This is a genomic window from Bradyrhizobium glycinis (assembly GCF_016031655.1).
GTDB lineage: Bacteria > Pseudomonadota > Alphaproteobacteria > Rhizobiales > Xanthobacteraceae > Bradyrhizobium > Bradyrhizobium glycinis.
Map to the genome: position 1 here is coordinate 1 of NZ_JACCHQ010000002.1, position 23579 is coordinate 23579.

Annotated in this window: 20 protein-coding genes; 6 read left to right on the top strand and 14 right to left on the bottom strand. The window is 64.7% G+C overall.

The window, feature by feature from the left end:
* The 6 genes from HZZ16_RS04360 to HZZ16_RS04385 form a co-directional block, all read right to left on the bottom strand.
* A partial coding sequence (locus HZZ16_RS04360; protein WP_197947283.1) for a transposase family protein occupies positions 1-207 on the bottom strand: 207 nt, incomplete at its 3' end.
* A gap of 87 nt (positions 208-294) precedes the next feature.
* Positions 295-768, bottom strand: a complete 474-nt coding sequence (locus HZZ16_RS04365) for a class I SAM-dependent methyltransferase (protein ID WP_311973721.1) — start codon at positions 766-768, stop codon at positions 295-297.
* A gap of 39 nt (positions 769-807) precedes the next feature.
* A complete protein-coding gene (locus HZZ16_RS04370; protein ID WP_197947285.1) occupies positions 808-3174 on the bottom strand; it encodes an efflux RND transporter permease subunit in 2367 nt (788 codons plus the stop codon).
* A gap of 207 nt (positions 3175-3381) precedes the next feature.
* Complete coding sequence (eutC, locus tag HZZ16_RS04375) at positions 3382-4167, bottom strand: ethanolamine ammonia-lyase subunit EutC (protein ID WP_197947286.1); 786 nt, start codon at positions 4165-4167, stop codon at positions 3382-3384.
* Positions 4164-5750 carry a B12-binding domain-containing radical SAM protein gene (locus HZZ16_RS04380; protein WP_197947287.1) on the bottom strand — a complete coding sequence of 529 codons (1587 nt, stop codon included), beginning with the start codon at positions 5748-5750 and terminating at the stop codon, positions 4164-4166. The genes eutC and HZZ16_RS04380 overlap by 4 nt, the downstream gene beginning before the upstream one ends.
* 144 nt (positions 5751-5894) lie before the next feature.
* A complete protein-coding gene (locus HZZ16_RS04385; RefSeq protein ID WP_197947288.1) occupies positions 5895-7277 on the bottom strand; it encodes an ethanolamine ammonia-lyase subunit EutB in 1383 nt (460 codons plus the stop codon).
* Positions 7278-7500: 223 nt separating this feature from the next.
* Here HZZ16_RS04385 and HZZ16_RS04390 point away from each other — a divergent pair, with 223 nt between their 5' ends.
* Positions 7501-9240, top strand: coding sequence for a methyl-accepting chemotaxis protein (locus tag HZZ16_RS04390; RefSeq protein WP_197947289.1), 1740 nt, complete (start codon positions 7501-7503; stop codon positions 9238-9240).
* A gap of 277 nt (positions 9241-9517) precedes the next feature.
* Here the strand turns inward: HZZ16_RS04390 and HZZ16_RS04395 are convergent, their stop codons facing one another.
* The 8 genes from HZZ16_RS04395 to HZZ16_RS04430 all read right to left on the bottom strand — a co-directional run bounded on the left by HZZ16_RS04395 (position 9518) and on the right by HZZ16_RS04430 (position 18102).
* The gene (locus HZZ16_RS04395) at positions 9518-10486 is read right to left on the bottom strand and encodes an ABC transporter substrate-binding protein (protein WP_197947290.1); all 969 of its coding nucleotides are present in this window, start codon (positions 10484-10486) and stop codon (positions 9518-9520) included.
* Between the two features lie 285 nt (positions 10487-10771).
* Positions 10772-11983: an ABC transporter substrate-binding protein gene (locus HZZ16_RS04400; RefSeq protein WP_197947291.1), complete on the bottom strand. Its 1212-nt coding sequence runs from the start codon at positions 11981-11983 to the stop codon at positions 10772-10774.
* Between the two features lie 121 nt (positions 11984-12104).
* Positions 12105-12680, bottom strand: a complete 576-nt coding sequence (locus HZZ16_RS04405) for an HdeD family acid-resistance protein (RefSeq protein WP_197947292.1) — start codon at positions 12678-12680, stop codon at positions 12105-12107.
* A gap of 129 nt (positions 12681-12809) precedes the next feature.
* Positions 12810-14333: an FAD-dependent oxidoreductase gene (locus HZZ16_RS04410; protein WP_197947293.1), complete on the bottom strand. Its 1524-nt coding sequence runs from the start codon at positions 14331-14333 to the stop codon at positions 12810-12812.
* 28 nt (positions 14334-14361) lie between these two features.
* A complete protein-coding gene (folE, locus tag HZZ16_RS04415; RefSeq protein ID WP_197947294.1) occupies positions 14362-14988 on the bottom strand; it encodes a GTP cyclohydrolase I FolE in 627 nt (208 codons plus the stop codon).
* 166 nt (positions 14989-15154) lie between these two features.
* Positions 15155-16048 carry an alpha/beta fold hydrolase gene (locus tag HZZ16_RS04420; protein WP_197947295.1) on the bottom strand — a complete coding sequence of 298 codons (894 nt, stop codon included), beginning with the start codon at positions 16046-16048 and terminating at the stop codon, positions 15155-15157.
* Positions 16049-16165: 117 nt separating this feature from the next.
* Positions 16166-16993, bottom strand: a complete 828-nt coding sequence (locus HZZ16_RS04425; RefSeq protein WP_197947296.1) for an HD domain-containing protein — start codon at positions 16991-16993, stop codon at positions 16166-16168.
* Between the two features lie 209 nt (positions 16994-17202).
* On the bottom strand, positions 17203-18102 hold the full coding sequence (locus HZZ16_RS04430) for a LysR family transcriptional regulator (protein WP_197947297.1): 900 nt from the start codon (positions 18100-18102) through the stop codon (positions 17203-17205).
* A gap of 149 nt (positions 18103-18251) precedes the next feature.
* Between HZZ16_RS04430 and HZZ16_RS04435 the strand changes: the two genes are divergently transcribed.
* The 5 genes from HZZ16_RS04435 to HZZ16_RS04455 all read left to right on the top strand — a co-directional run bounded on the left by HZZ16_RS04435 (position 18252) and on the right by HZZ16_RS04455 (position 23379).
* Positions 18252-19403 carry an ABC transporter ATP-binding protein gene (locus tag HZZ16_RS04435; RefSeq protein WP_197947298.1) on the top strand — a complete coding sequence of 384 codons (1152 nt, stop codon included), beginning with the start codon at positions 18252-18254 and terminating at the stop codon, positions 19401-19403.
* A complete protein-coding gene (locus tag HZZ16_RS04440; protein ID WP_197947299.1) occupies positions 19396-20343 on the top strand; it encodes a carbohydrate ABC transporter permease in 948 nt (315 codons plus the stop codon). Before HZZ16_RS04435 ends, HZZ16_RS04440 begins: the two co-directional genes overlap by 8 nt.
* Positions 20340-21176: a carbohydrate ABC transporter permease gene (locus tag HZZ16_RS04445; protein ID WP_197947300.1), complete on the top strand. Its 837-nt coding sequence runs from the start codon at positions 20340-20342 to the stop codon at positions 21174-21176. The genes HZZ16_RS04440 and HZZ16_RS04445 overlap by 4 nt, the downstream gene beginning before the upstream one ends.
* Positions 21177-21205: 29 nt before the next feature.
* Complete coding sequence (locus HZZ16_RS04450) at positions 21206-22486, top strand: ABC transporter substrate-binding protein (RefSeq protein WP_197947301.1); 1281 nt, start codon at positions 21206-21208, stop codon at positions 22484-22486.
* 68 nt (positions 22487-22554) lie between these two features.
* Positions 22555-23379, top strand: coding sequence for a phosphodiesterase (locus HZZ16_RS04455; RefSeq protein WP_197947302.1), 825 nt, complete (start codon positions 22555-22557; stop codon positions 23377-23379).
* Positions 23380-23579 lie beyond the last annotated feature (200 nt).

Below are 23579 nucleotides of genomic sequence, written 5' to 3' on the forward strand. Positions count from 1 at the left end.
ATCGTGGCTGGGAATGCCGTGTTTGAGCTCCAGAAACTCCCGCAACAGTTCCTCTCGGCCCCTCCCGAAGAATTCGAACTCGGTACAGCTCTTGGCGCCAGCCAGCGTTGCCGCCAAAGCGATGATGACGATATCAGCCAGCGCGTGCCGCGAGTTATCGGCGCGTGGATCCTTGAGAGGTCGGAGCAGGCGCCTGAGTTTGCGCATTTGGGTCTCCCTCGACAATCGAGAGAAACCCAAAGAATCCAGTTCAAATCGCTTTGCAATACACTACCAACGCCATATGCGATTCCCCTACTCGAGCTCGGGATGGAGAATGTTGCCGCCGACGTCGGCATCGCGCGTCCCGATTACGCCGCCCGGTTTCAGCACCCGTCGTGCTTCTGCCAGCGCTCTCGTCAGCGCCGCGCGGCGCTGGTGGTAGAGCACCGCGTGAGAGAACACCGCATCGAACGCTTCATTCTCGAAAGGAAGCGCGGCCATGTCGGCTTCGATAAATGCGAGATTGGTAAGGCCCGAATACGACGCGAGCCGATAAGCCATCGCGATCGCATTGGGCTCAATGTCGACGCCGACCGCCGTCCCGACGATCGCTGCGAGCGCAGCTGCGATGGTCCCGGGTCCGCAGCCGGCATCGAGCAGCACCATGTCCGATGTCAGGAACGGGACGAAAAAGGCGGCTGAATCACCGCCTCGCTTCTGCTGAAACGCCACGATGGAGCCGTCGTGCTGCATGACTCCTCCCGGCCGGAACTCCGGCGCAGTCATTCAGACTGCGCCGATTCCATGTCCGGTGGATGAAGCCTCTCAGATTGCCGGCTTGTCCGTGCCTTGCAGCCTGTCGTGCAGGTTGATCAGCCACATCGCCGTCGGCCGGAGGATGAAAAGGTCGGCGACCAGTGCCATGACCATCGAGAAGGCGCTGAGCCAGCCGAACAGCCGCAGCGACGGCAGGTCGGAGAACACGGTGACGACGAGGCCGCAGGCCAGCACCACCGTGGTCAGGATCAGCGCAGGTCCCACCAGCACGGTCGCCCGCTCCACCGCCAGCGCCGAGCCGACGCCCGGCTTGTTCTCCAGCCGCAGGCGGTTGAGGAAGTGGATGGTGGCGGAAAGGCCGAGGCCGAACGAGACCGTGAGCGCGACGACGCTGGCGAATTGCAGTCCCTCGCCCATCGCCCACAGCACCGTGCCCGACATCACCACCGGGAAGATGCCCGGCAGGATGCAGGCGAGCATCACCACCCAGGAGCGGAAAGCGAGGCCGATGAAGATCGCGACCAGCGCGAATTCGACGGTGAGCCCGCGGTTCAGCTTCTCGATCATGTTGGCCGAATTGCGCGCCGCAATTGCAGCGAGACCCGTCACCGCGACCTCGTAACCGGGATGCTTCTTGCGGACGGCGTCGAGCTCGGCATCGAGCTTGTCGACGATCGGCAGGAGCTGGCTGGAATCCTTGTCCGGCACGCGGCCGGCGACGACGACGGCGTCCTGCTCGGCGTCAATGAAGCGCCGCACCAGGTGCTCGGGGATGACGCTGACATATTCCTTCAGCGTCGCGACGTCGGCACTGCCGGCCTTTTCCGCCAGCCAGCGGCGCAGCGTCTCCAGCGACCAAACGTTGCCGACGCCCGCGGCCTTCTCGACCGTTGCGTGGACCTCGGCGATGGTCTGGAGCGTCTGCGGCGAATAGAGCGATTCACCCTTGGGGAACACGATCAGCACGTTGACCGGATTGGCGCCGGTGAGCTTGGCATCGAGCCGATCGCTGGCAGCGACCGCCTGGCGCTTGTCCGGCACCTGGTCGGCGAGCCGGTAGCGCGGCTCCAGATTGGCATAGATGACGCCGAGGCCGCCGACGAACAGCACCGCGATCAGGCTGAACAGGCCGGGTCGGCCGACCATGCGCACCGCGATCCAGTAGCAGAAATTACGCAGCGCCTGGACGCCGGCGTCCGCACCCTGGAACTTGACTGCGAAGACCTTCTCGTTGCGCACGAACAGGACGCCGAACACCGGCACCAGCGACAGCACCGCGACCAGCGCGATGATGGTGGCGGCAAGGCCCGCTTCGCCGAACTTGCGGATCAGGTCGGAGTCGGAGAATTGCAGCGCGATGAAGGAGATGCCGGCGGTGCCGTGCGTCAGCACGCAGGCCGGCCCCACCACCAGCACCGCGTTCTTGAACGCGGTGAACTTGTCCTGGCCGGCGATCAGCCGGTCGCGCGCGGCGAAGGTCAGCTGCATCGAATCTGAGAAGCTGATGACCATGATGAGCGGCGTCATCACGTTCAGGAACATGTTGAGGTTGAAATTGGCCCAGCCGAGCGCGCCGAGCGCCAGCAGAATCGCGATCATCGGCGGGAATGCCGCCGCGATCATGAACGAGATCTTGCGGAAGAAGATGATGGCGATGATACAGCCGGCGAGGATGCCGAGAATGTTGTAGGTCAGCCCGTCACGCTCGACCGCATTGCGGATCTCGAGCTGCATCACCGGCACGCCCGAGAGCTGCACGTTGAGCCCGGTGTCGCCGAGATCCTCCTTCATCAGCGCGCGGATGTCGCCGACGGTCTTGGTCAGCTTGTTGGAGCCGACCACTTCAGGATCGAGCGACAGTACGATCAGCGCCAGCGTGCCGTCCTCCGACAGCAGCTTGCCGCGGATGATCTCGTTGTTCTTGACGGTCTCGATGAACTTGTCATAGGCCGCGCCCTCAGGCAGCTCGGCCGGGAACAGCGCCGCCGGCAGCTTGCCGGGGGCCGGCGCCTGGCGCGCCGAGAACAGCGAGACGAGGCCGCGCGTGCCTTCGACCAGCTGCAGGTCGGTGACGAAGTCGCGCAGCTTCTCCAGGTTGTTCCGCTCCAGCAGAGTCTTGCCCTCGACCACGACGAGGACATCGAACTCCTCCGCCGGGAACTTCTTGGTGACCTCTTCGTACTGGCGGAACTCGCGACTGTCGGAGCGGAACAGCTGCGACAGCGAATCGTCGATCTTGATCCGGTAGATCCCGAACACCGCGCCGACGATCAGCGCGAGCAGGACGATGCAGGAGACGATCGGGGCCCGAACGGCGATCAGCCCGAGACGCTCCAGCCCGAAGGCGATGGAGGACGTAGGTCCCTGCTCGACCTTGTCGACATGAACCTCACTCTCACTGTGCTTTTCGAGCATGCCTTATCCAGTTCCTAAATCGGCTCGGCCTGTGAGCTTATCGCGCCGCGCGAACGGCTTGAAAACGCCATACCAATGGGAGGCTTGCCCTTTGAAAATGCGCGGAAAATCGCCGGCAGCGGTTTAGCAGGTCAACAGGTCTTTTCGCAAGCAGGCCAAGCCCTGCCGAATCGATGGAAAAGCGGCGATCCGGGCCTGGAATGACCGTCATCCCGGCGAGAATGTGCCAATCTGGCGCGGCGCGCGGTCCGCGCTCTCGTCCTTCAGCGCCACGCCGGTGACCTCCCGGGCCAGCCCCTCGCGAACCAGCCAGGCGATCTTGAACGCCGCCTCGTCGTGGCTCAACCCGGCGTGGTGGATGTTGGAGACGCAATTGCGCTCGGCATCGGTGCGGCCGGGCCTCGGCGCGAAGGTCAGATAGGCGCCGAGGCTGTCGGGCGCGGAGAGGCCCGGCCGCTCGCCGATAAGCATCACGACCATGCGCGCGCCGAGAATGGCGCCGATCTCGTCGCCGAGCGCCACCCGCGCGCCCGATACGACGACGACATGGCGAACCGCGACAGCATCCCCCTCCGCAAGCGATTGCAACAGGCGCTTCACCACGGCGATCGCATGGGCGTGGACCGCCGCCGCGGACAGGCCGTCTCCGATCACGACAGCGAGCTGGCTCGGCGCCAAGACGCTTCGTGCTAGAAGCTGGGCCGAGGCGGGGTCGAGCTGCCGTCCCAGATCCGGACGCCGCAGATAGTCGCTGCGATCGACCGCCCGGCTCCTCACCTCGGTCACCGCAACACCGAGTGCATCGAGATCGGCGAGCAGACGCGGCGTATCGAAGGCCGCATGCACAGCATCGCGGGCGCGGGCATGGTCCAGCGTGAAATCGAGCAGCGCCTTCGTCGGCAGGCTCGCGCCGCTGCGTCCCAGCGCGACGCGCGCGGGCGTGAACGACCTGAGGTCGATGGTCGGACGAACCGGAACGGATCTGTCGCTCATTCGGCGGGAACGGCGGCCTCGCGCAGCCGGATCGAATAGTTCGAGGCGTTCTGCTCGCCGCTGGAGGCCGCGCGCGCAAAGGTGATGAGGTGATGGGCGATCGTGGCACAGCCGATCAAGCCTTCGAGATCACCGCGCCTGATGCGGCCCAGCGCGAACTTCCAGAACACGCGCCTGTAGTCGCCGAGCACGCCGATCTTCCAGAAGAGGTTGCGCAGCATGACGAGAGCGCGTCTGATATTGGGCCACGTCTTCATCTCGTCCGACACCGGCACCTTGAGCCGATTCACATAGACGTGGTCGCATTGGTGCTGATAGCGCGCGTAGACCTTCTCGGGCGCGTAGGCGACCGCCATGGCGTGCTTCCATGACGCGACGACCTCGTCGTAGGGCAGCAGGAAATCGACGTTAGAATCGCGGCCGTCGTCGTGGATGAGGCGCCCGTCGCGCTCCAGACGGTCCCACAGGGGCGTCTTCGGCAGCGCCTGGAGCAGGTTGATGGTGAGCAGCGGAATCCGGGACTCCTCGACGAAGGCGAGCAGCGCTTCCGAGGTGTTCGGCTTGTCGGTGTCGAGCCCCATGATGATGCCCGAGACCACCTCCATGCCGTAGGAGTTGATGGTGCGCACGCCCTCCAGGATCGGGACCATCATATTATGGTCCTTGTGCATCGCATGCAATGCATCCGGATCGGGCGTCTCGATGCCGCAGAAGATGGTGATGAAATAGGCCTCGCGCATCTTCTCGAGGATCTCGGGGCGCTTGGCGATGTTGAGCGTCGCCTCGCAGGCGAGCCGCACCACATAGCCGGTCCGCTTCTGCCACTCGATCAGGTGCGGCAGCAGGTCCATGGCCGCCTTTCGGTTGCCGATGAAATTGTCGTCGACGAAATAGACCGTGTCGGTCATGCCGCATTCGCGCAGGCGGTCGAGCTCGGCGATGATCTGCTGCGGCGTCTTGATGCGCGGATTGCGGCCATAGAGACCGGGGATGTCACAGAACTCGCACTGATAGGGACAGCCGCTGGAATATTGGATGCTGCCGAGGAAGTACTTCTTCACATCGGCGAGCTCATAGGCCGGGATCGGAAACTCCGTCATCGGCACGCGGTCCTTGGTCGTGAGCACGACTTGGCTCTCCGGACGCGAGGTGTCGCGCGACAGGATCTCGATCAGCTGGTTGGTGGCGTCGCCGAGCTCGCCGACATGCAGATAATCGAACGACGGATAATAGTCGGGGCAGGCGCTGACGGAGGGCCCGCCGAGCGCGACCGGTAGATCGAACTCATGGGCGCGGCGGCAGATGTCGTTCATCTGCTGACGCTGGATGTGCATGCCGCTGACGAAGACGGCCTCCGCCCACTCGAACTCCTCCCTCGTCGTGCGGCGCAGATTCTCGTCGACGAATTTGACCTGCCACTCTTTCGGAAGGTAGGCGGAGATCAGCAAGAGCCCCTGCGGCGGCATGAAGGCGCGGACGCCATCGGTCAGGGGATAGGAATACTCGAACGTGCCGAAGGACGAGGTGTAGCGCGGAAACACGCAGAGAATCCGCCGGGACGTTCCGTTACTTTCAGCTCGCATCTAAGCTCCCCCGCCACGACCTGGTTGCGGAAATCGCCAGCCCGACACATAGCGTAATGCTGCGGCTGGAATTTCTCAATATTGTGGCGAGAGCATAATCCTGGGACGCACCGATGGTTTCCTGAGCGACTTGCCCCCTCCGCGTCATGCGATCAGCCGCGCGGCAAAATCCGGCAGCAGGCCTGGATCGCCGGCAAGACGGAAATCTGCGCCTGTAATGCCCGCGCGCGCCAGCCAGTCGTCGAATTCCGGCGCGCGGCGCAGCGCGAAGACGTCGCGGACATAGAGCGCGTCGTGGAAGGACGTCGACTGATAGTTCAACATGACGTCGTCGGCACCAGGAACGCCCATGATGAAGGTGACGCCAGCGGCGGCGAGCAGCGTCAGGAGATTGTCCATGTCGTCCTGATCCGCCTCGGCGTGGTTGGTGTAGCAGATGTCGACCCCGAGCGGCAGGCCGAGCAGCTTGCCGCAGAAATGATCCTCCAGCCCGGCACGGATGATTTCCTTGCCGTCGTAGAGATATTCGGGGCCGATGAAGCCGACCACGCTGTTGACCAGCAGCGGGGCAAAGGCACGGGCGACCGCATAGGCGCGCGCCTCGCAGGTCTGCTGGTCGACGCCGTGATGGGCACCCGCCGACAGCGCCGAGCCCTGGCCGGTCTCGAAATACATCAGGTTCCGCCCCACGGTGCCGCGCGACTGCGACAGCCCAGCCTCTTGCGCCTCCCGGAGCAGCGCGAGGTCGATGCCGAAGCTGCGGTTAGCGGCCTCGGTACCCGCGACCGACTGGAAGACGAGGTCGACCGGCACGCCCTGCCCGATCAGCGACAGCGTCGTCGTGACATGGGTCAGGACGCAGCCTTGCGTCGGGATCTGCAGCCGCGCGATGATTTCGTCGAGCAGCCGCAGCAATTGCGCAATGACGGCGGGATCGTCGCTCGCGGGATTGATGCCGATGCAGGCATCGCCCGCCCCCAGCAGGATGCCGTCGAGGATCGAGGCGGTGATGCCCCTGGCGTCGTCGAACGGGTGGTTCGGCTGCAACCGTGTGCTCATCCGCCCCTTCAGGCCGATCGTGTTGCGAAAGGCGGTGGTGACCTCGCATTTCCGTGCCGCCAGGATCAGATCCTGGTTGCGCATCAGCTTCGACACCGCGGCCGCCATCTCCGGCGTGATGCCGCCGGCCAGCTTGCGCAGGACCTCGGGCGTTGCGGCGTCCGACAGCAGCCAGTCGCGGAAGGCACCGACCGTCAGCGATGCCACCGGCGCGAACGCCTCGGCGTCATGGCTGTCGATGACGAGGCGGGTGACCTCGTCGGCCTCGTAGGGAACGACGGCTTCCTGCAGGAACTGGCCGAGCGGCACATCGGCGAGCGCCATCCGCGCGGCGATCATCTGCTCGGAGCTGGTAGCGGCAATTCCGGCCAGCCGGTCGCCGGAGCGCGGGGGTGTCGCCTTCGCGAGCAGGTCGCGCAGGTCAGGGAAGCTGTAGGTCGTGGCGTCGATGCTGTGGCGGTAGACCAAGGGTCTCTCCGGGGTTGCTCGGCCAGCGGCCGACTCCAGAACTATCCTGAAACTAAACCTTCGGATCAAGACGCTGAAATGACTTGCCTTTCCTCCGCCCAAGGGCGGAGGCGGCCAAGCCGCGCGTTAACGCAGCGTCCATCTTCGTTCTGCATAGTTTTGCATCGATTTTGCCTGACCCCGTTCACCGGCCGGTCAGGCCAATCCGGGCTCCTTGAACACCATGACATTCGACCGATCTGGGAATGCCGCCAAGCCGGCAGGCCGCTTCACGGTTACTAGCAAGCTCTATGCGATCTTCTCGCTGTTCGCGCTGCTCACGGCAGCGATCGCGATATTGTCCGACTACAACAGCCGCCGCAGCGCGGACCTCGCAAATGCGATCGAGACGGCCAATGCCGCCGCGCTCAACGTCGAGCGGGTCAACTCGCTGGTCTATGCGGTGGTGATGGAATCGCGCGGCGTCTACATGTCGACCGAACCGGCCGTGGTGAAGAAATACGGCGACGGCCTGCTCAAGTTCAACGCCCAGATCCTCGACGTCGTGAAACGCTGGGAGACCATCGTCAAGGCCGACGATGCCGAGCAGTTCGCCACCTTCAAGAAGCGCATCGAGCAGTTCGTCGAGTTCCGCAAGGAGCTGGTGCGGCGCGGCGTCGAGATCAACGCGGCGGCAGGCCGTGAATGGGGCGACAACGACGCCAACCGCAGCGTGCGCTCGGCGCTGAACAAGGACCTCGAGGCGCTGTCCAAGGTGTATGCCGAGCGCGCCAGGCAGATCGCGCAGCAGACCGAGACCAACCGCACATTTTCGTTCATCCTCACCTGCCTCGGCGGTGTGGCGCTGGCCCTCGTCGTCGTCGGCATCGTCATCATTGCCCGCTCGATCGCCCGGCCACTCGCGGCGATCACCGCCACCATCAAGCAGGTCGCCGACGGCGCCGAAAATGTCGTGGTGCCGCACGCGGGCCGCGCCGACGAGATCGGCGCGCTGGCCCGCGCCATCCAGGTGTTCCAGGACTCGATGGGGCGCAACCGCAACCTCGCCTCGCAAGTGTCGCAGGACGCCGCCGCGCGCGAGGAGCGCGCTCGTCACATCGAGCGGTCGGTCGAGCAATTTCGCGAGGCGATCGGCGCGATCATGCGCGGCCTCAGCGACAACGCCTCCGTCATGCGCGAGACGGCGCAGACCATCACGCGTGTCACCGCGGATGCGAGCAGCCGCGCCGGCACCGCGGCGAACGCCACCGAGCAGGCCTCGCACAACGTCACCGCGGTCGCGGGCGCGGCTGAGGAGCTTTCGGCCTCGGTGGTGGAGATCGGCCGCCAGGTGCGGCAGAGCGCGGGCGCGGTCGAGCAGACCGGCCAGCGCACCGAGAAGTCGATCTCCGAGATCGAGAGCCTCGCTGCAGCCACGCAACGCATCGACGGCGTGCTCAGCCTGATCCAGGCGATCGCCGAGCAGACCAACCTGCTCGCGCTGAACGCCACTATCGAGGCGGCGCGCGCCGGCGATGCCGGCCGCGGTTTTGCGGTCGTCGCCCACGAGGTGAAGGCGCTCGCGGGCCAGACCGCCAAGGCCACGGCCGAGATCAGCGAAAACGTCGCGATGATCCAGGCCTCGACGCGGAATGCGGTGGACGCCGTCCGCGAGATCGGCGGGGCGGTGCGCGAGATCAACGAGGTCACGTCTGCGATCGCCGGCGCGATCGGCCAGCAGGACCAGGCCACGCGCGAGATCTCCTCCAACGCGCAAAGCGCCGCGCAAGGCAACGAGACGCTGGTGGCGAACATCACCTCGCTGCGCGATGCCATCGGCGAGACCGATACGGCCGCGGCTTCGGTGCTCACCGCCGCCAGCAGCCTGACCGAGACGGCGCAGACGCTGTCGCGGGAGGTGGAGACGTTCTTCCAGAACCTGCGCGCGGGGTCGGCGGGCAGTCGCATCGCCAAGGCGGGGTAGCGCCTCGCCGCGAAGGCGGTCGCTCCGACATAAAACTGAAAAACAACCCCATGCACAGTAGCCGGGGCCAGGTTTTTCAATGGCTTGGCGGCCGGCGCGAAGCCCTGCTGTTTTTACGAATCGACTTTGACTCGTCGGGCAAAACACTGGCATGATGTCACCATGGCGAGCATGGCGCCGGTGCCGCGGCCGGCGCACGACCGAACGAAGTGACGGCTCTGAGCCCCATCGAGCGACCGATAAGCGTGCCTCCATGCGGTCGACGATCGTGAGACGATCACTCGATCACCTCGTCGGCAAACGCCAGCAAAGCCGGCGGGATGTCGAGGCCCATTGCCTTTGCCGTTTTGAGGTTGATCACGAACTCGAACCTGGTGGGTTGCCAGATAGGCAAACTGGCCGGCTTGTCACCTCTGAGGATGCGGCCAACATACAGCCCGCCCTGCCGAAATGCGTCCGTGAGACTGTTACCATAGCTCATCAAGCCGCCAGCATCGGCAAAGTCGCGCCAAGGGTAGATGGTCGGAATGCCGGCTCGCGCCGCGAAATCCACCAGCTGACGACGCTCCAGATTGAACAGGCGATCGGAGGTCACCAGCAGCGCATTCGCTCCGCGTTGAATCAGTTGCGCGAATGCGCTTTCCACCTCGGCAAGAGTGCGAGCCTCGAGAACGAGCAGCCGCAGCCCCGAGGCAGATGCGGCCAGGCGCACGGCACTTGGATCTGCGTTCGGATTGTCCGGGTTGACTAGCACTCCGACCAGGGAAGCCGCGGGCAATAGCGCACGCAGCAATTCGAACCGCTTCGGCTCCAATGCACTCACCTGGAACGATACGCCCGTGGCGTTGCCGCCTGGCCGGTTGATGGTGGCAACGAGACCCATGGCAACGGGATCAAGACCCACGACAAACACGATCGGAATTTGCGAGGTCGCCGCCTTGGCGGCCAGCGCTCCGCCATTGTCGGCCGTAAAGATTACGGCAACCTGCTTCCGCACGAGCTCGGCCGCGGCCTCTCGCAAATCTTCGTTTGGGTTGGGCCAACGCCCTTCAACCAGAAGATTCTCGCCTTCGACAAATCCCATTTGCTTGAGACCGCGACGGAACGCGGTGCCGAACGCCTCCGTCCCCGGGCTCGGGCGATTCAGAGAGCCGACCACCGGTATCGCGGATTTTTGCGCCTGAGCCGGAAGCGGGAACGCGAGCGCCGCGCTGCCGAAGGCCTTGATGAACTCGCGCCGTCTCATACCATCGTGACCTCGCAAATCCTCGCGGTCGCCAGACTAGCATATGGGCACCGTTCCGGGGAGTTTGCCGTCAGCGGCTGACCGAGAAGAATCGGATGGCTGCTTCAACTTATGACGAAGCCGCCATTGAGGAAGAGGGACTGGCGGTTACACAGCTCGCAGTCTCGTAGGTGGGCAAAGCGAAGCGTGCCCACGCGCTCTCTCAAACCATTGATAGATGGTGGGCACGGCGCAAGTGCGCCTTTGCCCACCCTACGATTCCGAGTTCGCCGAAAGAGCGCCGTCTCACGTCCCGCGCAACAGCTCGCTCGCCACGACCCAGTCGTTGCCGTCGAACTGCAGCATGTAGCCGTCCTTGATCGGGCGGAAATCCTGCGGCGTGGTGTTGAGGGTGATGCCGGGCATCAGGAGCGACAGCGGCACGCTCTTCAGGTTTGCCGCCTGCGCCATGATGTTCTCGCGCGTCAAATTGTCCTTGCACTGCTTCAGCAGCACCACCAGCGCCTCGGCGACGGTGTAGCCGTAGAGGCCGGCGACGTTGTTGATGTCGGCATTGGGCAGGCGCTTCTTCATGAAGTCGATATAGGCCGTCATCGCCGGATCGTCCTTCGGCGCCTCGACGAAGGGCTTGAGAGCGCCAAGCGACAGCACACCCTTGCCGGCCTCCAGGCCAGCCGGCGCCATCACGGTAGCCTTATTGGCGCAGCCGGAGGCGAGAAAGCGCGTCGGCTGCCAGCCGACCTCGTGCGCCTTGCGGATCGCCTGCGCGCAGGCCCGCGGCGTCACCGAATAGATCATGAAGACGTCGGCCTTGGTATTGGCGAGCGTCAGGACCTGGGAATCGACGGTGGGGTCGGCGACCTCGAAGCTCGAGGCCATCGCGATCGCCTTGTCGGCGTCGGCACCGAGCGCCTCCTTGACGCCGCGAAGATATTCCTTGCCGGCGTCGTCGTTCTGGTAGAGCACCGCAAAGCGTGCATTCGGGTTCTTGGCGCGGGCATAAGCGACGTCGATCGCGGCCTCGCTGGTGTAGTTCGGCGCCCAGGGCAGCGCGATCGACCAGGGCATGTTGGCGGGATCGTTCCACTTCGAGGCCGAGCTGATCAGGAAGATCTGCGGCACCTTGTTGCTGTTGAGATATTTTGCGATTGCCGAGCTCGGCGCCGTGCCCATGGTGGCGAAGATGAAGGCGACGCCGTCGCCTTCGACAAGGCGCCGCGCGGCTTCCATGGTCTTGGGCGGCGAGAACGCATCGTCGAGCGAGATCAGGTTGAGCTTGCGGCCGCCAACGCCGCCCTTCTCGTTGATCTCGTCGAAGTAGGCGGAGATCACCCGTCCCGTGATGCTGAGCGGCGAGGCCGGGCCGCTATAGGGCATGGTGTTGCCGATCTTGATCTCGGTGTCGCTGACACCAGGGCCGTAGGACTTTTGCGCGGAGACAGGGGCGGACACGCAGGCGGCAGCCAGCGCTGCGGCCAGGGCCAAAGCGGCTTTCATGGTTTCTCCCCGATGATCATCGCCGTGCGAGACGGTCACTCGGCGTGCTGCTTCTTGTCAGCACGTCAGCTCAGCGGAGTTCCGCAAAAGGGTCTTGCGTCGAGTTGCTGATGGCGTTGCGCTAGCCGCGCCGCTTCAAGGCGAAGCCCAAGCTGATCCAGCCGGCGCCGGCCATGATGAGGTCGATACCGAGGAACAGGCCGAGGATATAGACGCTGTTCACCGGCCAGCGCGCCACGATCAACAAGCCGAGCAGCAGCGTGACGGCGCCCGAGAGCGCGACCCACACCCACGGACTCTCGCGCTTCATGCTGAAGGCGAGAAACAGCCGCACCGCGCCCGAGGCGATCAGCGACGCGCCCAGGAACAACGTCAGCAGGACTGCCGCGAATAGCGGGTTCGCGAAGGTCAGGAAACCGGCGACGACATAGAGCACGCCGAGGAGGGCCCAGATCAGAAACTTGCCCCAGCTCTTCAGCTGGAATGCGCCGATGATCTCAGTCACGCCGGCGACGATCATCATGGCGCCGACCACGATCACGCTCGCCACCGTCGCCATCACCATGCTGCCGAGCGCAACGAAGCCGGCGATCAGATAGACGACGCCGAGTGCGACGATCCAGCCCCATTTGGCATGCAGCGAAGCGATGCCGGAGCCGAGGCTCGCATGGGGAGACGTATCGGAGGCACTGGTCATGGCGGCCACTCCTGCAAGCGACGCCCGCGGGCACATGCCAAACTAACACGCACCGCACCGGGACGACAGCCAGCAAAGCACCCCTCCCGGCAGCAACATTGACGCAAATCAAGGTGAAATGCGACGCAATCAGCCGCGCGAACGCTCCATCTCCAGTTCGGCCTTGAGATTGTCGAGATCGCGATAAATCGACGCGACCGCAAGCACGCGGCCGCCCTTGCGATATGTCAGGAAACAGTCCTTTCCGGCAATGCTTCCGTCGATCGCGATGTCATCGAAGTCTTCTGCGTGGCCGACATAGTTGATCGGCACGTCATAGTGCTGGCTCCAGAATAACGGCACCGCATCGAAGCGCTCGCGCCTGCCGAGCATATTGCGCGCCGCGGTCTGCCCCTGCCGCTCCGCCACCACCCAATGCTCGACGCGGATGATTTGCCGCGAATGCGGATCGGGCCAGCGCGCGATATCGCCGGCCGCGAAGATGCCGGTGACGCTGGTCTCCAGATATTCGCTGACGCTGACGCCACGATCGTCGGCCAGGCCAGCCTGCTCGGCGAGCGCGAGGCGCGGCTTGACGCCGATGCCGACGACGACGAGATCAGCTTCGATGACTGCGCCGCTCTTCAGCGTCGCGCGCATGCCATCGAGCTTGTCCACGGCGTCCTTCAGGTGAAAGACGACGCCGTTCTCCTCGTGCAGGGACCGCACGAAATCGCCCATCTCGGCCCCGAGCACCTTCTGCATCGGCCGCTCGTCCGGCGCGACCACGTGCACCTCGATCTTGCGCGCCCGCAAGGACGCCGCGACCTCGAGGCCGATGAAGCTGGCACCGACCACCAGCGCGCGCCTGGCACTCCCCGCCGCCTTGATGATGGCACGGCTATCGGCGACGGAGCGCAGGGTGTGAACATGCGGCTGATCCGCGCCGGGGATCCGGAGCTTCACCGGCTCGGCGCCGGTCGCGAGCAGCAGCCGGTCGAACGGCAGCTTATCGCCATTGCCGAGCGTGACACTGCGCGTCTTCACATCGATCGCGCAGACGTCGGTGTTGAGCCTGAGATCGATGCCCGCGTCCCGATAATAATCCTCACCGCGCAACGGCAACCAGTCCTCCGGCGCGTTCCCAGCGAGGTAATCCTTGGAGAGGTTCGGCCGGTCGACCGGCATCGCGCCGTCATTGCTGAGCATGGTGACGGCGCCGGCAAAGCCCTCGCGTCGGAGTGCCTCGGCGGCGGCGAAGCCGGCAGCACCGCCGCCGACAATGACGAATTTGTCCGGCGTCGTCGCACTGCGATGGGCGGCCCGCGGCGTCAGTGCCTCGCGCTTGCGCCGGACGATGATGTTGTCCTGATCGCGCTCGACCTCCCACACCGCCAGCGCATTCAATGCCGGCGGGCGCGTGGCTTCGCCTGATCGCAACGAGAAGCAGGCATGATGCCAGGGACAGCGGATGGTGTCGCCCACCACCAGGCCTTCGGCGAGCGGGCCGTGATAATGGCTGCAGGCCGGCTCGATGGCAAAGATCTCGCCGCCGGCCTGCACCAGCAGGACGTCTTCCTCGCCGACCTGACCAAGCAATTTGCCGTCCTTGAACGCGGTCAGCGACACGCCTTTGCTCAGATCGGGTCCGCTCGGCTTCTTGTTCTCGGCCATGGCAACGCCTCCTTCTTGCGCACGCGGATCAATCATCCGAATTGGCGAGCCCCAGCAGCTCCTGGCGCGTCAGCGCATTGTCGCGGAACACCCCCAACATGCGGCTGGTGACGAGATCGGTCCCGGGCTTGTGCGCGCCGCGGGTGGTCATGCAGTGATGCGTCGCCTTGATGATGACTCCGACGCCTTCCGGATTGAGCACATCGTTGATGGTATTGGCGATCTGAGCCGTCATCTTCTCCTGGATCTGGAGCCGTTTCGCGTAGACGTCCACCACGCGCGCAAGCTTGCTGATGCCGACGACGCGCCCCTGCGGAATATAGGCGACCCAGGCGCGACCGACGATCGGCGCCATGTGGTGCTCGCAATGGCTCTCGAAGCGAACGCCGCGCAGCACGATCATCTCGTCATAGCCTTCGATCTCCTCGAAGGTCTTTTGCAGGATTTCGGTGGGGTCCTGCGCGTATCCGGAAAAATACTCCTCGAAAGCGCGTGCAACGCGATTAGGTGTCTCGCGCAGACTGTCGCGCGAGGGATCATCGCCGGCCCAACGGATCATGGTCCGGATCGCCTGTTCGACCTCCGCCCTATCAGGCCGATCGGACGGCGTCTGCGCCACCGCGACACGTTCCAGCTTGCGCACTGGTGACTTCATCAAGATCCTCCCTGCAACGAGCCCGCATATGGAAGCGGGCCCACAGCTTGGACGACTGCAATCGGAAAAGGTTCCCGGAAGTCAGGGAAATTTGGAGAACCGGGACGGCCGAGCGCCAGCGCGCCAATACCTTGGTGAGGAGCCCCCGAACGCGCGTCGGCACTCCCTATGACGCAGCCGCCTTGCGCACGTCGATCACGGCCTGCGCCCATTCGGCCGGCCGCTCCTGCGGCAGATTATGACCGGCATCGGTGAAGACGCGCCGCTCGAAAAACCCCTCGAACTTGCGCGCGTGGTGGGCGGTGCCCGGATTGACGCCGTCGCTGTCGCCGTCGATCGCAATCGTTGGGACACGGATCGGCGGCTGCGCGGCGAGCCTTGCCTCGATCGCCGCATAGGCGGGATCGCCGGCCACCAGCGCGTAGCGATGGCGATAGGAGTGGATCACGACATCGACGAAATCGGGATTGTCGAAGGACGCGGCGCTCCGCTCGAACGTTGCGTCGTCGAAGGCCCATTTCGGCGACCACATCGTCCAGAGCTGACGGGCAAAGCCGCGGCGGTTGCGCTCCAGCGCGCGGCGGCCGCGCTCGTTGTGGAAGAGATATTGATACCAGAACGCCGCCTCCTCCGGCGGCGAAGCCGGCTCCATGGCGAGGGCGATGTTCTGGATGTTGTAGGAATTGCCGGAGACGAGACCAATCACGCGCTCCGGATAGAGCGCCGAGACCACGCAGGCGGCGCGCCCGCCCCAATCATAGCCGCCGACGATTGCGCGCTTGATTCCGAGCGCATCCATGAAGGCCAAGAGATCGGCGCCGAGCGCCGCCTGCTCCCCGGAGCGCAGCGTCTCGGGGGAACGAAACCGCGTCGGCCCGTAGCCGCGCAGCCAGGGCACCAGCACGCGCGCGCCGGCCTCGGCGATGACAGGCGCGGTCTCGGCATAGGCGTTCACGTCATAGGGAAAGCCGTGGCCCATGATGCAGGGCCAGCCGTCCGGTGCACCGTATTCGCGATAAGCGATGTCGAGGACGTCGGTGGCGATGGTTTTTTGTTGCATGATTTGCTCACGGCGTGGGGATGTCGTAGCCCGGATGGAGCGGAGCGTAATCCGGGGAAGCCAGCATCCGCGAATCCCGGATTGCGCTTCGCTCCATCCGGGCTACAAGATCGCAGCCTATTTCTGCGGACCGGACAGCGAGATGTCGCGTTCGGCGCGGAACACGTTGCTGTAGAGGTTGGCGATCCATTGCCGGCCGATCTCAGTCTTGTTGAGATAGCCGATCTCGGTCTGGATGTGCGGTGCGACGCTGTTCCAATAGAATTGCGGGTAGCGGTTCACGATGTCGGCGGGCGAGTCGTAGCCGAGCTGGCGATTGATGCCGACCTCCTCGAACTCGTAATAGAGCGCGTTGGCCTTGCGCAGATAGTTGGGATCGCCGAGCTGTCCGATGAAGTCGGCCGCACGCAGGATCGAGGCTTCGTCGTCGTATTCCTGTCCTTCACGGGCGGGAAAGCGCGTCCCCTCAATGGCGCGGGCGATCCGCTCGGAGTCGATACCGCGGATCGGGGGCAATCGCCGCCGCACAAAGAGTTTCGACCGATCGACGTGATACAGCATCAAACTGGCATCCGATGCACCGCGCGGTAGCGACACTTTGGTCCCGGCCTCGTCGATGATGAAACCGTCTTCGTCATCCTCCGGAAACAGGCCGCGGACATAGCCAATGTCGTGCGCAAGGCAGGCGATCAGGATGTGAAGGTAGTCCTCCGCCGCAAGATGCGCATGGAGATTACGCCCCGTGAGGATCGCCTGAGCGGCCAGCGTCACGAGCATGGTATGCTCGATGTTGTGGTAGAGCGCGTCGCTGTTGCCGATACACTCCATCGCCGTGCGCGTCGAGCCCTCCAGAACCCGGGCGGAAGCTTCGTCGTACCGGCGGCGCATGAACGTACCCAGCATCTTCTCCAGGGTTTCCGCCGCCAGTCTCGGTAAGGTTATCATGGATGCAGCCCCGTCCGCCGCTGGTATCCCATGCCGTCTCCCGACGTCTCATTCTTGTCTTCGACGCAGCCGGGAGCATAGCCCATCTTGGGCCGGGTGACCAAACTTCGGGACGGAAAATACGTAAATACCTTGGCGTCCCGCTGCGCAGCATCACGGTTGCCGTCACAATTCAGCACAACCCAAAGCGGCGGGGACGCGGCCGCCGCTCAGGGCGCGGCCAGAATATCGGCCCCGTCGGACGCGCGCGAAAGGCTTCGGGCGAGATAGAACAGCTCGACCAGCTTGCCGCGCTTGCCGGCCAGCGAGAAAATGTATTCGGGCGACTCCGCCTCGATTTCCGCGATCGCCACCTTCGCGATGCGATCGATGCGGCTCGAGCCGTGCTCCCAGACGAAGCCGACGCCAAGCCGGTTGGCGACCGCCTCCAGCATCCCCTCGCGCGTATTGACGATGATCGCCGGACTGGCGCGCAGGTTGACGGCGCGAAACGCCCTGTCCACGGCGCGCTGCGTCGCGGAATCCCGGGTGCGGAACACCAGCGGATATTGCATGAGGCCGGCGATAGACACGCGCGACTGGCGGCTGAGATCGTGAACGGGATGGCAGATCGCAACGACGCGCTGCTGCACGCAGGCCTCGCGCCGGAAGCGGTTGTCCTGCGGCACCTCCGGCAATACGGCGACGTCGACGCGCTGGTCCACCACGGCGGCCATGATCGCCGACCAGCTGCCGATCTCGATGTTGATTTGGATTTTCGGATACAGGTTGCGGAACGCCGCAATCAACGCCATGCCGGGCATGGCGTTGCCGAGCCCGATGCGAAGCTCGCCCCCCGTGAGCTCGTCGCGCTGCTGCAGAATGGCGAGCGCATCCGCCTCGACGGCTTGCATGCGGCTCGTTGCGGCATAGAGCCGCCGGCACAGTGACGTCGCGATCAGGGTCTGGCCGTGCCGGTCGAACAGCGCCACCCCGAACTCGGCCTCGAGATCGCGCACCAGCTGCGCAACGGCCGGCTGCGATACCCCGAGCCGCCTCGCCGCGGCGGCAAAGCTGCCGGTCTCGAACACCGCATTGACCGCTCGGACACGAGACGACGTCAACGCCACGACAACAACCCCAGATCGATATTCCCCGCGGACCCGGCGAAAGCAAAACCTGGGATGACCATAAGGAAGGCCATTGACCGTTATGTGAATGTCAGACGCGCTTCCTACTCCTGATGCGCCGCAAACGGACCAGCAGGGGATCAGCGCGCATGGCGCAAATCGAACTATCCGCAATCAGCAAGTCCTTTGACGGCGCCGACGTCCTGAAAGGCATCGATTTCCGCATCGGGGACGGCGAGTTCATCTCGCTGGTCGGCCCGTCCGGCTGCGGCAAGTCGACCCTGCTTCGCATCATTGCCGGGCTCGAGCCGCAAGATTCCGGTGAGGTCCACATCGACGGCCGCCCCGTGGACGGCATTCGCCCGAGCGCGCGCAACCTCGCGATGGTCTTCCAATCCTATGCGCTTTATCCGCATTTGAGCACCTTCGACAATATCGCGGTGCCGCTGCGGATGCGGCGCCTGTCCGCGATCGAGCGGCTGCCGCTGCTGGGTGCGCTGCTGCCGAGCCGGCGCGCCAAGGAACGGCACATTCGCGCCGACATCGAAGGCATCGCCGAGCAGCTCGACATCACCCCATTGCTGCGGCGCAAGCCCGGACAATTGTCCGGCGGACAGCGGCAACGCGTCGCGGTCGGACGCGCCATGGTGCGCGAGCCGCGGGCCTTCCTGTTCGACGAACCGCTCTCCAATCTCGACGCAAAGCTGCGCGTGCACATGCGCGCCGAGCTCGCCGAGCTGCATCGCCGCCTCAAGGCAACGTTCGTCTACGTCACGCACGACCAGGCCGAGGCGATGACGATGTCGAGCCGGATCGCCGTCATGATGGGCGGTGAGCTGATCCAGGCCGGCACGCCGGCTGAGATCTACAACGAGCCGGGCGACATCCGCGTTGCCGAATTCATCGGCAGCCCCAAGATCAACATCCTGCCCGGCCGGATCCGAAAGGACGGCGGCGTCGACGTCCTGGGCACCACGCTGAAGCTGACGTGCAATGCGGCGGCTGGCGATTGTCGCATCGGGATCCGTCCAGAGCGGATCGAGCTCGGCACGGGGCCGTTCTCCGGGACCGTCGTCCACCTGGAAAATCTCGGCGCCGAGGCCTTCGTGCATCTGGCGGTCGAAGGCACCGGGTCGCGCCTGATCGCGCGGCTCGCGGACGTCAGGCATTTGCCGGCGATGGCAAGCCTAGTGGCCTTCGGCTTCGCCCCAGATGCGGTGCGGCTTTTCGATCCGGCCGGGAAACGGATCGAGCTCAGAGCGGAGCAGGCCGAGCGCATCCGTGAGCCCGCCCATGTCTGACGGCTCCATGACGATCGGGGCGGCTGTCGCTCCCACGGGCACGATGAGGCGCACGCTGCCGGCCCATGGCAGCCGGCGGACCCATGCCGCCTACGCGCTGGTGACGCCGGCCGCAGCGCTCATGCTTGTCATGCTGCTCGGTCCGCTCGCCGGCGTGATCGCCCTCTCCTTCACCGATTATCAGCTCGGCGCGCCGCATATCTCCTGGATCGGGCTCGCCAATTATCAGGACCTGTTCGCCGACAAGGTGTTCTGGACCGCGCTGCGCAACACGTTGACTTACGTCGTGATCGTGGTGCCCGGCGCAGTGATCGCCGGCCTTGCGATTGCGCTTTTGATCCAGAGCGGCACCAGCCTGCGCAGCCTTTACCGGACGATCTATTTCTTGCCGGTGATGGCGACCCTGATCGCCATGGCCGTGGTGTGGGAATTCATGCTGCATCCGCAATTCGGCCTGGTGAACGGGCTGTTGCGGAGCGCCGGCCTGCCGGCCTTCGCCTGGCTGCAGGACCGCAGCACGGCGCTCTATGCGCTGTGTGCGATCGGCATCTGGCAGGCCGTCGGCTTCAACATGGTGCTGTTTCTCGCCGGCCTCGTCTCCATTCCCAAGCAGCTCTACGAGGCGGCCGAGATCGACGGTGCCTCGAGCGGCTGGGCGCGCTTTCGCCTGGTGACCTGGCCGATGCTCGGGCCGGTCACGACCTTCGTCGTCGTGATCTCGGGCATCCGCTCGTTCCAGGTGTTCGACACCGTGCACGTCTTGACCAAGGGCGGCCCGTCGAAATCCACCGAGGTCCTGATCCACACCATGTACACCGAAGGCTTCGAGTTTTTCCGCTCGGGCTACGCCGCAGCGATCACCGTGGTCTTCCTGGTCTTCGTCCTCGCTCTCACGCTGATCAAATCGAGGCTCGCCGATCGCGGCGTGCACTACACATGAGCAACGCGCATCCCGTCCCGTTCCGGGCGATCCTCCGCCACGTGCTCCTGATCGCGGGCGCCGCGCTCATGCTGGCCCCCTTCATCTGGATGATCTCGACCGCGTCCAAGCCGCAGACCGAGATCTTCTCCAGCGAGCTGCACCTGATCCCGCACCGGTTCGCACTGGCGGAGAACCTGCGCGAGGCCTTCGCCAAGGCCAATCTGCTGCGCTTTCTCCTTAACGGCGTCATCGTCACGGTCTCGATTTTCGTGCTGCAGGTCATGGTGGCGCTGCCGGCAGCCTACGCGCTCGCCAAGCTCCGCTTCCTCGGCCGCGAGACGCTGTTCGCCCTGGTGCTGTTCGGAATACTGATCCCGCCGCAGGCGACCGCGATCCCCGTCTTCCTGCTGCTGCACAAGATCGGCCTGCTCGACAGCTATGCCGCGCTCGTGCTGCCCTTCACGATCTCGGTGTTCGGCATTTTCCTGATGCGCCAGTTCTTCAAGACCGTGCCCGACGACCTCGTCGATGCCGCGCGCATGGACGGCATCTCCGAATTCGGCATCGTCTGGCGGGTGATGCTGCCGGCCGCGATCCCGGCCGTGACCGCCTTCGGCATCTTCTCCGTGGTCGCGCATTGGAACGATTATTTCTGGCCGCTGATCGTGCTCAACAGCGAGCACTTGCGCACGCCGCCGCTCGCGGTGGCGCATTTCCGCAACAACGAGGCCGGCACCAGCTACGGCCCGCTGATGGCGGCGGCGATGGTGATCATCGCGCCGCTCGTGATCGCTTTCCTCTTTGCCCAGCGCCGTTTCATCGAGGGCATCACCCTCACCGGGATCAAGTAACCACGTCACCTCAAACAGGGAGTCTATCCATGCTGAAGTCCATCATCGCCGCGGCGGCTCTGTCGCTCGTGGCCGGATCTGCGCTCGCGCAGGCCCAGACCGAGATCGTGATGCAATATCCCTATCCAGAGCTGTTCACCGAGACCCACAAGCGCATCGCCGAAGAGTTCGCCAAGGTGCACCCGGAGATCAAGGTCACCATGCGGGCGCCTTACGAATCCTACGAGGACGGCACCCAGAAGGTGCTGCGCGAGGCCGTGACCAATCAGATGCCTGACGTCTCATTCCAGGGCTTGAACCGCATCCGCGTTCTGGTCGACAAGAACATCCCGGCCGAGCTCGACGGCTACATCGCCGCGGAGAAGGATTTCGACAAGCAGGGCTTCCACCAGGCGATGTTCGACATCGGCACCGCCAGCGGCAAGGTCTATGCCCTGCCCTTCGCGATCTCGCTGCCGATCGTCTACGTCAACCTCGACCTCGTGAAGCAGGCCGGCGGCGACGTGAACAATCTGCCGAAGAGCTGGGACGAGCTGATCACGCTCGCCAAGAAGATCAAGGCGCTCGGCAACGACACCAACGGCGTCACCTATGCCTGGGACATCACCGGCAACTGGCTGTGGCAGGCGCCGGTCTTCGCGCGCGGCGGCACCATGCTCAATGCCGACGAGACCAAGGTCGCGTTCGACGGCGCGGAAGGCAAGTTCGCCATCAACATGATCGCGCGGCTCGTCAACGAGGCCGGCATGCCCAATCTCGACCAGCCGTCGATGCGCGCGGCGTTCGCGGCCGGCAAGACCGGCTTTCACGTCACCTCGACCTCGGACCTCAACAAGGTCACGCAGATGACCGGCGGCAAGTTCGCGCTGAAGACGATTCCGTTCCCGGACGTCGCCTCCCCGAAAGGCAGGCTGCCGGCCGGCGGCAACGTCGTGCTGATCCTCGCCAAGGACAAGGCCAAGCGCGACGCCGCCTGGGAAGCGGTGAAGTTCTGGACCGGTCCCAAGGGCGCCGCGATCATGGCGGAAACGACCGGCTACATGCCGCCGAACAAGGTCGCCAACGAGGTCTATCTGAAGGACTTCTACGTCAAGAACCCCAACAACTACACCGCGGTCAGCCAGCTCGCGCTGCTCACCAAGTGGTACGCCTTCCCCGGCGACAACGGCCTCAAGATCACCGACGTGATCAAGGATCACCTCAACTCGATCGTCTCCGGCGCCCGCGCCAAGGAGCCGGAAGCCGTCCTCGCCGACATGACCGCCGACGTGCAGAAGCTGCTGCCGAAGACCACAGGCGCGGCGCGCTGAGCATTCCTCGCGTCACCGGCACGGGACGCCGACGGCGCCCCGTGCCGCTCCAATGACCGGAGACAGCGATGAAACTGCTGCATCTGAGCGACATTCACCTGACGGCACCTGGCTCCACCATCGGGGGCCGCGACCCGCGCGCCAATTTCGAACGGGCGCTGGCGCACGCGCTGAACGATCATCACGACGCCGAATTGATGGTGATCACCGGCGACCTCTCGGATTGGGGCGATCTCGCCGATTATCAATGGCTCAAGCAGCGCCTCGACGAATATCCGCTGCCGGTGCGGCTGTGCATCGGCAACCACGACCGGCGCGCCGCGTTCCTGAGCGTGTTCCCCGATCTCGCCGATGACAACGGCTTCCTCCAGGGCATCCACGACACCGCAGCGGGCCGCTGCCTGTTTCTCGACACCGCCCATCCGGAAACGCACGCCGGCCGTTATTGCGACGATCGTCTCGGCTGGCTCGAGGCCCGGCTTTCCGAGCATGACGGGCCGTTCCTGCTCTTCATGCACCATAATCCCATGCCGGTGCATCTCGTCCCGTTCGACCAGATCGGCCTGCTCGACGAGGCTCCCTTCCGGCATCTCGTCAATCGCCACCGGGCGAAGATCCGCCACGTCTTCTTCGGGCATTGTCACCTGCCTCTCGCAGGCTCGATTGCAGGCGTCCCGGTCTCGTCGCTGCGCGGCACCAACCATGCGAGCTTTCCGCTCTTCTCCGAGACCAAGCTGCTGAGCGCCTGCGACCTGCCGCAATCCTACGGGGTCGCTTTTTTCGGGGACGACTATGTGACAGTGCACATGGTGGAATACGGCTACGACGGTCCTATTCGCACCCAGGGTTCGCCCGACTACAAGGCGTGGGATCGCGAGACCATGGTGCGATGACCGGCGAGCGCCGAACCATTTTCAGGACGTGTACTCATAAACCCGCGCTGCACTTCTTGGAGAGTCCGCTTCACCTTGATAGCGGCGCGTTCGCGTCCCTCACCCTACAGGGCTATCGCATCTGAGAGTTTTTCCCTGCGGCTATCCTTCGAGACGCCCGCTTCAGGCGGGCTCCTCAGGATGAGGGCGCAGTGCGGCAG

Excerpts from the sequence above, each read along its gene's own strand:
- HZZ16_RS04365 (WP_311973721.1), bottom strand. The coding sequence starts at position 768 with ATGACTGCGCCGGAGTTCCGGCCGGGAGGAGTCATGCAGCACGACGGC.
- HZZ16_RS04370 (WP_197947285.1), bottom strand. The coding sequence starts at position 3,174 with ATGCTCGAAAAGCACAGTGAGAGTGAGGTTCATGTCGACAAGGTCGAG.
- eutC (WP_197947286.1), bottom strand. The coding sequence starts at position 4,167 with ATGAGCGACAGATCCGTTCCGGTTCGTCCGACCATCGACCTCAGGTCG.
- HZZ16_RS04380 (WP_197947287.1), bottom strand. The coding sequence starts at position 5,750 with ATGCGAGCTGAAAGTAACGGAACGTCCCGGCGGATTCTCTGCGTGTTT.
- HZZ16_RS04390 (WP_197947289.1), top strand. The coding sequence starts at position 7,501 with ATGACATTCGACCGATCTGGGAATGCCGCCAAGCCGGCAGGCCGCTTC.
- HZZ16_RS04395 (WP_197947290.1), bottom strand. The coding sequence starts at position 10,486 with ATGAGACGGCGCGAGTTCATCAAGGCCTTCGGCAGCGCGGCGCTCGCG.
- HZZ16_RS04400 (WP_197947291.1), bottom strand. The coding sequence starts at position 11,983 with ATGAAAGCCGCTTTGGCCCTGGCCGCAGCGCTGGCTGCCGCCTGCGTG.
- HZZ16_RS04405 (WP_197947292.1), bottom strand. The coding sequence starts at position 12,680 with ATGACCAGTGCCTCCGATACGTCTCCCCATGCGAGCCTCGGCTCCGGC.
- HZZ16_RS04410 (WP_197947293.1), bottom strand. The coding sequence starts at position 14,333 with ATGGCCGAGAACAAGAAGCCGAGCGGACCCGATCTGAGCAAAGGCGTG.
- folE (WP_197947294.1), bottom strand. The coding sequence starts at position 14,988 with ATGAAGTCACCAGTGCGCAAGCTGGAACGTGTCGCGGTGGCGCAGACG.
- HZZ16_RS04420 (WP_197947295.1), bottom strand. The coding sequence starts at position 16,048 with ATGCAACAAAAAACCATCGCCACCGACGTCCTCGACATCGCTTATCGC.
- HZZ16_RS04425 (WP_197947296.1), bottom strand. The coding sequence starts at position 16,993 with ATGATAACCTTACCGAGACTGGCGGCGGAAACCCTGGAGAAGATGCTG.
- HZZ16_RS04435 (WP_197947298.1), top strand. The coding sequence starts at position 18,252 with ATGGCGCAAATCGAACTATCCGCAATCAGCAAGTCCTTTGACGGCGCC.
- HZZ16_RS04440 (WP_197947299.1), top strand. The coding sequence starts at position 19,396 with ATGTCTGACGGCTCCATGACGATCGGGGCGGCTGTCGCTCCCACGGGC.
- HZZ16_RS04445 (WP_197947300.1), top strand. The coding sequence starts at position 20,340 with ATGAGCAACGCGCATCCCGTCCCGTTCCGGGCGATCCTCCGCCACGTG.
- HZZ16_RS04450 (WP_197947301.1), top strand. The coding sequence starts at position 21,206 with ATGCTGAAGTCCATCATCGCCGCGGCGGCTCTGTCGCTCGTGGCCGGA.
- HZZ16_RS04455 (WP_197947302.1), top strand. The coding sequence starts at position 22,555 with ATGAAACTGCTGCATCTGAGCGACATTCACCTGACGGCACCTGGCTCC.